Origin of the sequence: Nitrosomonas sp., from assembly GCF_019752095.1 — a bacterium.
In the GTDB taxonomy this organism is placed as follows: domain Bacteria; phylum Pseudomonadota; class Gammaproteobacteria; order Burkholderiales; family Nitrosomonadaceae; genus Nitrosomonas.
Window position 1 is genome coordinate 1 of sequence record NZ_JAIEMO010000018.1, and the last position, 10,264, is coordinate 10,264.

Below are 10,264 nucleotides of genomic sequence, written 5' to 3' on the forward strand. Positions count from 1 at the left end.
GCGCTCTTCAGACTGCTGGTTTTCAACCAGCCTTCGCCCCAAGGGGCGAGGAATTAAACCCGGAAGAGATTAAATTATTGAAGCATTCCCTTAATCTGGCCATTGATTGGGAGATGCTGGATAAAAACCCAGTGTCACGGATACCGATGTTTCATGAAGATAACAAGATTGAGCATTATATGGATGATAGACAACTGGAACGCTTGCTCACGGTGCTACATACCGATGAGAATCGGCCTGTCTGTCTGATAGCTTTATTGCTGTTATCTACAGGATGCCGCCTGAATGAATTGCTTTCTGCTAAATGGAGTGATGTGAATCTGGAAAAAAGCATATTCACCATCAGGGCAACCAATGCCAAGAGCAGAAAATTACGAGGAGTACCCCTCAATGAGAGTGCCATCGAAGTGCTTAATCAATTGAACACTCAAGGCAAGTTTGAGTATCTGTTCATTAATCGTCTGACGGGGATGCCCTATCGGAATATCCAAAAAGTTTGGCAGAGACTGCGTGACAAAGCAGGACTAAAACACCTGCGCTTGCACGATCTGCGTCATCAGTACGCATCCTTTCTCGTCAATTGTGGCCGAACACTTTACGAGGTCCAGTAAATACTTGGACACAGCACGAGCGTGGTTACGCAGCGATATTCTCACCTTTCTTCCAAGGTGTTGAACGAGGCGGCTCAAAGTGCATCAATCAAAATCAAGGAAGCAACGAGAAGTCCGACGTAAGTAATAAAAATATGTGTTGTATAAAAAACGAAATGCTAAGAAATTGATCTCATAGAGATTTAAACAGAAACATGCTGAATGTGAATTAATTGTCATTATATTGTGAACTTTCTGTGAAGTGTTCAGTCTATAATGCATACAACGCTTAAATATTTTCTTTATTTTCTTAACTTTAATAGGAGTTTCTTGTGAAATATACTCTAACTCGTGCACTATTCAGTTTGTTTCTATTAGGTCTGGTTTTATTTGGTGCTTCACCAGCAGTATCGGCCATTCAGCCAGAAGTTAGCGGGATAAATTTGGAGTTCTTTTTAGGAGTAATGTTCTTTGTGAGCTATATAGTAATTGCTTCTCTTAGTGATCCTAAAGATATTGTGCGCAGATCTTACACGAAAATTTTTGCATAAAACTCCCGTAACTCCCTACAAGGCCAATGTTATTAATGCATTGGCCTTTTTTTATTGAGACTTACCTTGAATACAACTCATAGATCAGAATTCGAGAGGCCTCAGTGTCAATGCCGGAGTAAAAAGGTACCAAATAGCGCGCCAAATGTGTACCAGTTAGGTTAATTAAAAAGAGGGGGGCGCCTCTTGGTTTTGCGCTTCTGATTTTTTGTTTCTTGGAGTTTCAGTCAAAGCGCAGTGTACTTCTACATCTTTATATTGGATTGGCTTCCTCCTCTTCTATGGGTTTGTTTTTCGCTGTCTGTTTCTGCCGTTCCTTGCTTGTAGCCAAACGATAAGACTCTCCATTCATTTCCAGAATATGCACATGATGAGTCAAGCGATCCAGCAATGCACCAGTCAAGCGTTCTGACCCTAGAACACTGGTCCATTCATCAAATGGCAAATTCGATGTTACAAGCGTTGCAGCATGTTCGTAGCGTCGGCTAAACACCTCGAATAATAGCTCTGCGCCAACCGCAGTAAATGGCACATAACCCAGTTCATCGATGATCAACAACTTGACGTTGGTTAACTGCTTTTGTAATACACGTAACCTTTTTTCATCGCGCGCTTCCATCAATTCATGCACCAGTGCAGCAGCTGTCTTAAGGGCAACACTCATGCCTTTCTGACAAGCCGCCAATCCTAAGGCTAACGCCGTATGCGTCTTGCCGACGCCTGAGGATCCCAGTGCAATGACATTCTCGTGTTTGTCGATCCATTCACAACGCATCAGCTCCAGTACCAGCGATTTGTTCAATACAGAAATCGCAGCAAAATCAAAGGTATACAGACTTTTAGTTGCCGGAAATTTCGCCAGACGAATGCGTCGCTCGGTATTTCGCCGCTCACGATCAATGCATTCCAGTTCGCACAGCCGCAATAAATAACGTGCGTAATCAATGTCCTCATGTGCACACTCGAATCCTACCTTCTCATATTCACGCGCAAAGGTGGGTAACTTTAGTGTCTTGAGATGATTGACCAATAAAACTTGTGGGGCAACTGTGGTGGGCATTGATGGATCGGTCATACTGAACCTCCAAAAGCAGGTTGATGATTGGCTTTTGGTGTTTGCAGCAGGCTCAAGTACGATCGCGGTTCGGTGGATTCCACACTGGTACTGGGTAAATATGGATAGAATGCCAAGTCAAGCTTGGCAGGCCGCCGTTCAATCGCGCACAGAATCAAATGCTTGATCGCATCAAGACCTATTACACCCAGACCCATCGCCTGTTTGATTGCTTGCTCAACTTGCACTTGGCTGAAATTCTCCAGCAACCGCAAAACCTGGATATATTCTTTGCGACCCCGTCGTTCCATGCGCACTTCCAGCAGTCGACGCAGACGGTCGAATACTTCGGGCAGTACCCAGTCTTGCAAGGGTGCTGCTTGATCGAGCGCACGCGGTTTATGTTCCAGTAACGCCAGGTAGTGCAATGGATTGTATATGAACTCTTCCCGACCGTAGCTGCGTACATGGCGTGCAATGATGTCTGCGCCTGAGCAAATGTCAACGTGATCTACATAACCTTTAACCAATACTTCCCGGTGGCCGTATTGCGTGGGCACCAAGTAGTCGTTGCTCCGGTAACGCACAAGAGATTGTGAAGATACGCGGCTGGAAATCTTGTGGCAGGCATCAAAGGCAACCGCAGGCAATGCCATGAATGCAGCAGTATCACGCTTCATACGCTCAGCGATGGTTTCAGTTTGGCCTCGCAGTTTGGCTTGTTGGCGTTTGATGCAACCGTCCAGCAATTTGGCATTCAAGGCATCAAAATCAGCGGCAATGGGTAACGGCACCATGAAGTGGCGGCGGCTGTAACCAACCATGCCTTCAACATTGCCTTTGTCGTTGCCTTTACCAGGCCGTCCAAACTTGTCTTCAAACAGATAGTGACTTTGTAACTCACTGAACGCCTTAGTACGCTGGCGCTTGCCATCACCCAGTATCCTGGCTACAGCAATCCTGGTGTTGTCGTACAAAATCGATAGCGGCACCCCACCCAGAAATGTAAATGCAGCAATATGCCCATCCAGAAAAGATTCGGTATCTTCAGTCGGATACGCTTTAACAAAGCAGCCATCTGAATGTGGCAGGTCAAGACAAAAATAATGGAATCGAACCAGTTTGCCGCCAATATAGCCATCGGCTTCACCAAAATCTACCTGGGCATGGCCAGGCAAATGCGTCAACGGCATGAACATTTCCTTCTGCCGAATGGCAGCCTTATAAACATAATTACGTACGATGGTATAGCCACCGGTAAAACCATGCTCATCGCGTAACCGTTCCAGTATCCGCATCGCGCTATGGCGTTGCTTGGTATGGACTTGCTTGTCGGCTTCCAGTATGGCATCTATGATGCCAGTGAAAGGAGCAAGCTTAGGAGAAACAGGCTCTTTCTTGCGTCGATAACCAGGCGGGGCTGCGTATTGGCACATCTTCTTGACGGTCTTGCGGTGAATACCAAAGTAGCGTGCAACTTCGCGTTCGCTTCTGCCTTCCACCATCACCGCACGTCGAATCTTCACATATAGTTCCACTGAGTACATCCTTTTCGCCTTCCACTTGATACTAAACGCATCAGTTTATAGGCATTGGACTGGCACACTATTACTCCGCAATCGCCGCGTAATTTAGTGCGCTTCGGTGGTACATTTTTACACCGCTATTTACATTCTATAACTGTCGAGAAAAACTATATCACCCTTCTTTCTGAATCAGGCAAGACAGGAAGTGAAATCCAGGCGGAACTTAAAGACCTATACGGCCAAAGATAAAGCTATAGTTGCTGGGTTAGAAACCAGAGACGTGTCTGTTAAGACACGGCTGTATCCAAATATTATATCCTTCACAACAAAAGAATATTCCATTAAGTCTTTGGTTTTACATTCCACCATTTCCCTGATTTTCAATCTACACAAAATATTATTGATCATTCCCTTACGGGATGCTTCTGGAAGTTGATCCTGTTGTAAGCAATATTCATACCATCAACGTTGTGACATTGTTTCCTGACGACACCGCCTCTGGGTATATCTACCTCCCCTCTGGTCAACTTTCGACCGGTGTCAACAGGTGGTGTTATTGGTAACCAGATCGGTAATAGCAAACATAAAAAATAGAGACATCAATAATTATTTGTAAGTTTTTTTGATATGTACTGTCAATCATGGAGCCATGTAGTTAAGCAACGACTAGATTCGCGACATCACTCTCTGACGCGAGTCTGTTAGTGAGAATGCTCAGCAGCGTGTTTCGTCCCCATATGCTCTTTGGCCAACACTTCATAGACCTCAGAAATATCGGCAAAAGAATTGCCGGTCGGTTGAATGAAGTCGGGATACTTTCCGAATACGATTAAAGGCGAGTTGGTGCTGTTGGCACACATCGCATGATCAAGGAGAGGTATCCGAATGAGATATTGCTGGTTTGTTACTACCTGTATTCATTTGAAGGGACTTTGACTGACGAACATTGGGATGAAATCGGTGAGTACAGAAAACATCAGCTCAAGGCACAAATCGGCTAACAAGGCGATGCACCGGACGTCTTCGGCGCCGGCGATCTTTGACGTTATGTCTTGCGTGAAATGAGTTTGGAAGTGTTCAAATGAGAGAATATGATGGTAAAGACTATATAGTATATGGGCGAGTCGTATGGCGGGACTCAGTCGCCGTCTTCATGCTCATTCGCCAGTAGTGTTTTTAGCGCATAGGCATCGACGTCGAATTCGGTGGTGTCCGAAACCGCAGCCAGAACTAGGGGCGCAATGCGCGACCACTCTTCTTTGATCTCGAAATCACTGAAATTGACCGCGGTCGCCTCGGCGAACATTTCATTCATCAGCCGCTTTGCCCGCGCTTCGTAGGTCTCGATGTCAGTATTGGCGCCGGGAGGGATGTTTTCCTCGATCCAGTTCGATGCCCACTTATTGAATCGCATGCTCATGATTGCCCACCTATCTCCTGCATTGTAGTCTGGGCCGATTTCCCGGGCCACTATAATCCAACCGATATTTCGGTCCAAGTAAATACAAGAATACTTCATAGTATTGAAGTATTCAATACTATGGTGCAGTATTATTGGTTCTGTCGCATTAACTGTAAAAATACATATCAAGTGAGCAGATATGTCCGCTTCTGTCACTAGACAGATTTATTCTGCCAGCGCATAAAATTGCTCAGCAAAAGACATCGGAAAAAAATCAATAATGCAACAATCCGATTTTTTCATATTTAAATAACTAAAATACAAAAGCTATTGATTTATCAATATATATTCTGTTAAATTGAAAAATTGCTTCTCTAACCACTAACAGGAATCTCCATAGATGCACAAGACTGAACTGATTGAGGTGTCAATGGCGGAGTAAAAAGGTACCAAATAACGCGCCAAAAGTGTACCAGTTAAGTTAATAAGAAGAGGATTTAACCTCCAGTTTTGCACTTCTAACTTTTAATTTTCCGGGTTTTTAGGTAAAGCGCGGTATATCTCCCGCACCACTTATATCGGTCTGGTATCCTCCTTTTCTATAGGCTTGGTTTGCGTCATCTGTTTCTGCCGTTTCTTACTTGTGGCCAAACGATACGACTCTGCGTTCATTTCCAGAATATGCACATGATGGGTCAGGCGATCAAGTAACTCACCGGCCAGTCGTTCTGATCCTAGAACACTTGTCCATTCATCGAAAGGTAAAAAAGTAAATTCGATGTAACCAGAGTAGCAGCATGTTCGTAGCGGCGGCTAAACACCTCAAATAAAAGCTCTGCACCAATGGCAGTAATGGCACATAACCCAGCTCGTCGATGATTAGCAACTTAACGTTGGTCAGCAATTTTTGTAAGGCGCGCAATCGCTTCTCATCACGCGCTTCCATTAATTCATGTACCAGCGCTGCTGTCGTCGTAAAAGAAACACTCTTCCCTTTCTGGCAAGCAGCCAACGCCTGAGGGGCCTAACGCAATAATATTTTCGCGCTTGTCGATCCATTCACAGCGCATCAATTCCAGTATCAGTGATTTGTTCAACCTAGGTATCGCAGCAAAGTCGAAGGTATCCAGGCTTTTAATGACAGGGAATTTTGCTAGACGTATGCGCCGTTCAGTACTGCGTCGCTCGCGATCAATGCATTCCAGTTCGCACAACCGTAATAAGTAACATGCATAATCAATGCCCCCATGCGCACACTCGATACCTACTTTCTCATATTCACGTGCAAAGGTCGGCAACTTTAGCGTCTTGAAGTGATTGATCAGCAAAACTTGCGGCGCAACCATGGTGGGAATAGAAGACTCAGTCATAATACATAATACATCTCCAAAAGGAGATGGCTGATTTGCCTTGAATGCATGCAGCAAGCTTAAATACGATCGTGCCTCAGTGGATTTCACGCTGGCATTCGGCAGATACGGGTAAAATGCTAGGGTCAAGCTTGACAGGTCGTCGTTCGATAGCGCATAGAATTGGATGTTTGATAGCATCAAAACTCACGACACCTAGGCCTATTGCTTGTTTGATTGCCTGCTCAACTTACGCTTGGCTAAAATTCTCCAACAACCGCAAAACCTGGATGTATTCCTTGCGGCCCAGGCAAATATCGACGTGATCCACATAACCTTTAACCAATACTTCCCGGTGGCCGTATTGCGTGGGCACCAAGTAGTCGTTGCTCCGGTAACGCACAAGAGATTGTGAAGATACGCGGGTGGAAATCTTATGGTAGGCATCAAAGGCAACCGCAGGTAATAACATGAGTGCAGCGGTATCATGTTTCATGCGTTCAGCAATGGTTTCGGTTTGACCTCTCAGTCTAGCTTGCTGGCGTTTGATGCATCCATCCAGTAGTTTGGCATTCAAGGCATCAAAATCATCGGCAATGGGTAGCGGAACCATGAAGTGCCGACGGTTAAAACCAATCATTCCTTCAATATTGCCCTTGTCATTGCCTTTTCCAGGTCGCCCAAACTTATCTTCAAACAAATAGTGGCTCTGCAACTCACTGAATGCCTTGGTGCGCTGGCGCTTGCCACCACCCAGTATCTTGGCCACAGCAATCGTGGTGTTGTCGTACAGGATCGACTGCGGTACTCCACCCAAAAACGCAAAGGCAGCAACATGCCCATCCAGAAAGGATTCGGTATCTTCAGTTGGATAGGCTTTGACAAAGCAATCATCCGAATGCTGTAGGTCGAGACAGAAATAATGAAATCGAACCAGCTTGCCGCCAATATAACCATCGGCTTCACCAAAATCTACTTGAGCATGACCCGGTAGGTGTGTCAGCGGTACAAACATTTCCTTCTGTCGGATGGCAGCCTTGTAGACATAATCGCGTACGATGATATAACCACCGGTAAAACCATGCTCTTCCCGCAATCTTTCCAGTATACGAATCGCAGTATGGCGCTGCTTGGTATGCACTTGTTTGTCAGCTTCCTGAATGGCATCAATAATGCCAGTGAATACCGCAAGCTTAGGAGAAACGCGTTCGCTCTTGCGCCGATAGCCAAGTGGCACTGCGTATTGGCACATCTTGTTGACGGTCATGCGGTGCATACCAAAATAACGCGCAACTTCGCGTTCACTTCTGCCCTCTATCATCACCGCACGTCGAATCTTTACGTATAGTTCCACTGAATACATCCTTTTCGCCCTTCATCTAACGCTAGTCGCATTAGCTTACAGGCATCAGACTGGTACACTTTTATTCCGCCATCTCAGCAGAAATCAGTGCGCTTCAGTGGTACATTTTTACTCCGATATTTCACAGACGTTACGTTAGCATAAAGGCGAGAATTCCAGCGTTGGGTGCCCTGTGAAAGTTAACTTGGCAGTACCAGCATTTCGGCTAAATTTCTTTCGTCTCTGAAAAAGTCGCTACCGCACCTGGTCTGCGCAGCATTTTGTCCACCTCACCCTGGTGCATTTCTTCTGCAGCGATTTGCCGGCGAGCGTACTCTTCAAACATCACAAATTTACCCTCGACTAAAGACAATAATTCTTTGTAACTCGCCAATGCTTCACGTTCGTGATCCAGCGATTCACGCAATATATCGCCAATATCATGCTGATGAGTTTCCAGCAAAGGACCTATTGCCAACGATGGATGCTCACCTAAGTGGGTAATCATCTCACCTGCCTCCCGAGCATGAACCAAGGACTCGTCAGCCTGTCCCTGCAACCAGGAAACAATAGGAATACGATTGTAACCATAGATCATAAAAGCATAGTGAGTGTAGCGTACTACACCAGCCAACTCTAGCTCGAGGATTTTACTAAGACAATTCAGCACTGCTGGCTTATCAAATTTTTCATCCATTTGGTTTCTCCACTACTTAGTTCTAACAACTATATAGCCACTTTTGATATTCTATAAATATACGCTAAAAGCTTGCACAACTGATTTAAATTGATTAATTTCTGCGTCGACTAGGGGCACTATGGGTTAAATCCCACAAAGGTACGTAACGCGACATAGGTTTTATTGCAGTGTTCGTAGCTCTTCTATTCGTTTTGGCAGGAAGTTTGTCCTTCCTATACCAAGGGTTTAATCCACTCTAATTGAATCCTGCAATCCTATTCTACCGCGACAAAATGGCAATCCGGCTTTAGAATACGTCAGATAACATGTTAGAAAACCCTAATATTACTCATTCTAGAAGAAATCCTTACTTTCATGCAATATTACTTGAATGCTCTATGCAAGGCATTGCTTTGATCCTATAATATCGGACTTGCTGTGACATCAATTTGAAGCAGTAACTTATTGGAGATATACATTAATGAAAAGCAAAGCCATTTTCTACCATGCAGGATGTCCTGTTTGCGTTCAGGCAGAACAAAATGTCGCCAACGCGCTTGATCCAGAGAAATATGAAGTTGAATCTGTTCATCTTGGTACTGACAAATCACGTTTGACTGAAGCAGAATCCGCTGGTGTTAAATCTGTTCCTGCCTTGGTTTTGGATGGAACGCCATTTCACATCAACTTTGGCGCGGGTATCGAAGCTTTGAAATAAGATTTTTATTACCGTAGTGTGCGTAATACCGTTTGCGCATACTACAAGTTAAACCGCAGATCATTCATAAATAATTATTAATCAATTGGTTATTATCATGTTTACATATGACCGATAAAGATATTATTATGTGAAATCCAACCACCTACATGTCTTCCTTTAGGATCATGATGTGCCAATTAACCACACCGCTTTATCATTCCATTCATTGACCAAAAAATTCAATTCGATCATTTAAAGATAATGCATTGATTCTTGGTGATAAATCGACATTGGGCATTGCCAAGTTAACTCTCAAGGTCAGCCAAGGCACTGAATTTACTAGCATTAAGATAACATTATATTTTTCCAGGACACAAAAGCTTCTTGTTTCAGATTCCGGTAATGGCTGGCAGATACCAGAGACGGTTAAGATTAAATAGATCGCGCACCGCAGCATGAACACCCAGGAATTGTTGCGCTTGTACCACCGCAGACTTGAACCGACACATGCCTCGTTCTCTTACCCAAGTTTGTCGTCGAGAAAGCTCAGAGCGATTGTTATTTTGTGTATCGTTTCTCCGTATTCTCTGGTGTTGGTATCTCAGTTTCTAGGCATATTACAGATAAAGGTCGCCAGTTCTAATCTAGCACGGCCTACCAAATAGAATCGGTGTTAGCCTAATCGCTAATCCATTTTTTACTTGAAAACACCAAAAACCGTTAAATCATACAGTTGAAATTCAATATTTATCGGAAATCAAGCAAAACAATTCGTCAGTCAGGCTCTGGACCGAACTTATTTGGAATTCTGCCCCATGATTATTCTCTTGTAATTCCTATAACGCTCAATGTAAGCATTTTGCTGGGGATTGCCAGGTTGAATGAATTCTAGCTGTATACCTTTCTTTTCTGCTCAGGCAATTACTGCGCCACTGATGTATTCAGGACCGTTGTCACAGCGAAACCGATTAGGTTTGCCACGCCATTCGATCACGCGGTCCAGCGTGCGTATAACACGCTCCGAGGGTAAGGAGAAATCCACCTCGATCCCTAATCCTTCACGGTTACAGT

8 protein-coding genes and 4 pseudogenes are annotated in these 10,264 nt (G+C 44.4%); 4 read left to right on the forward strand and 8 right to left on the reverse strand.

All coding sequences use genetic code 11. The annotated features are described in order from the left end of the window. Nucleotides 1-611 (forward strand): site-specific integrase (locus tag K2Q13_RS06540; RefSeq protein WP_292920166.1); only part of this gene is annotated, 611 nt, incomplete at its 5' end. 311 nt (nucleotides 612-922) lie between these two features. Then, a complete protein-coding gene (locus tag K2Q13_RS06545; RefSeq protein ID WP_292920168.1) occupies nucleotides 923-1,141 on the forward strand; it encodes a hypothetical protein in 219 nt (72 codons plus the stop codon). Between the two features lie 253 nt (nucleotides 1,142-1,394). Here K2Q13_RS06545 and istB read toward each other — a convergent pair whose 3' ends face one another. Further along, nucleotides 1,395-2,216 (reverse strand): IS21-like element helper ATPase IstB, encoded by an 822-nt coding sequence (gene istB / locus K2Q13_RS06550; RefSeq protein WP_292920170.1) that lies wholly within the window; start codon nucleotides 2,214-2,216, stop codon nucleotides 1,395-1,397. After that, nucleotides 2,213-3,742 carry an IS21 family transposase gene (istA, locus tag K2Q13_RS06555; RefSeq protein WP_292920172.1) on the reverse strand — a complete coding sequence of 510 codons (1,530 nt, stop codon included), beginning with the start codon at nucleotides 3,740-3,742 and terminating at the stop codon, nucleotides 2,213-2,215. Before istA (K2Q13_RS06555) ends, istB begins: the two co-directional genes overlap by 4 nt. A gap of 824 nt (nucleotides 3,743-4,566) precedes the next feature. Here istA (K2Q13_RS06555) and K2Q13_RS13315 point away from each other — a divergent pair. Continuing rightward, nucleotides 4,567-4,722 (forward strand): annotated as a pseudogene (locus K2Q13_RS13315) (competence protein TfoX); the annotation flags it as partial. 137 nt (nucleotides 4,723-4,859) lie between these two features. Here the strand turns inward: K2Q13_RS13315 and K2Q13_RS06560 are convergent. The 5 genes and pseudogenes from K2Q13_RS06560 to K2Q13_RS06580 form a co-directional block, all read right to left on the reverse strand. After that, nucleotides 4,860-5,339, reverse strand: a complete 480-nt coding sequence (locus K2Q13_RS06560; RefSeq protein WP_292920174.1) for a DUF768 domain-containing protein — start codon at nucleotides 5,337-5,339, stop codon at nucleotides 4,860-4,862. Nucleotides 5,340-5,696: 357 nt separating this feature from the next. Beyond that, the gene (locus K2Q13_RS06565; protein ID WP_365725440.1) at nucleotides 5,697-5,903 is read right to left on the reverse strand and encodes an ATP-binding protein; all 207 of its coding nucleotides are present in this window, start codon (nucleotides 5,901-5,903) and stop codon (nucleotides 5,697-5,699) included. Beyond that, a pseudogene (locus K2Q13_RS06570) lies at nucleotides 5,875-6,493 on the reverse strand (ATP-binding protein). Before K2Q13_RS06570 ends, K2Q13_RS06565 begins: the two are co-directional and overlap by 29 nt. A 51-nt stretch (nucleotides 6,494-6,544) precedes the next feature. Then, nucleotides 6,545-7,835 (reverse strand): annotated as a pseudogene (gene istA / locus K2Q13_RS06575) (IS21 family transposase); the annotation flags it as partial. 205 nt (nucleotides 7,836-8,040) lie between these two features. Next, nucleotides 8,041-8,511, reverse strand: coding sequence for a ferritin-like domain-containing protein (locus K2Q13_RS06580; RefSeq protein ID WP_292920176.1), 471 nt, complete (start codon nucleotides 8,509-8,511; stop codon nucleotides 8,041-8,043). A 463-nt stretch (nucleotides 8,512-8,974) separates the two neighbouring features. Here K2Q13_RS06580 and K2Q13_RS06585 point away from each other — a divergent pair, with 463 nt between their 5' ends. Next, nucleotides 8,975-9,211 carry a thioredoxin family protein gene (locus tag K2Q13_RS06585; protein WP_292920178.1) on the forward strand — a complete coding sequence of 79 codons (237 nt, stop codon included), beginning with the start codon at nucleotides 8,975-8,977 and terminating at the stop codon, nucleotides 9,209-9,211. Nucleotides 9,212-10,031: 820 nt separating this feature from the next. Here K2Q13_RS06585 and K2Q13_RS06590 read toward each other — a convergent pair. Next, nucleotides 10,032-10,264: pseudogene (locus tag K2Q13_RS06590) on the reverse strand (DDE-type integrase/transposase/recombinase); the annotation flags it as partial.

Excerpts from the sequence above, each read along its gene's own strand:
- istB (WP_292920170.1), bottom strand. The coding sequence starts at position 2,216 with ATGACCGATCCATCAATGCCCACCACAGTTGCCCCACAAGTTTTATTG.
- istA (WP_292920172.1), bottom strand. The coding sequence starts at position 3,742 with ATGTACTCAGTGGAACTATATGTGAAGATTCGACGTGCGGTGATGGTG.
- K2Q13_RS06580 (WP_292920176.1), bottom strand. The coding sequence starts at position 8,511 with ATGGATGAAAAATTTGATAAGCCAGCAGTGCTGAATTGTCTTAGTAAA.
- K2Q13_RS06585 (WP_292920178.1), top strand. The coding sequence starts at position 8,975 with ATGAAAAGCAAAGCCATTTTCTACCATGCAGGATGTCCTGTTTGCGTT.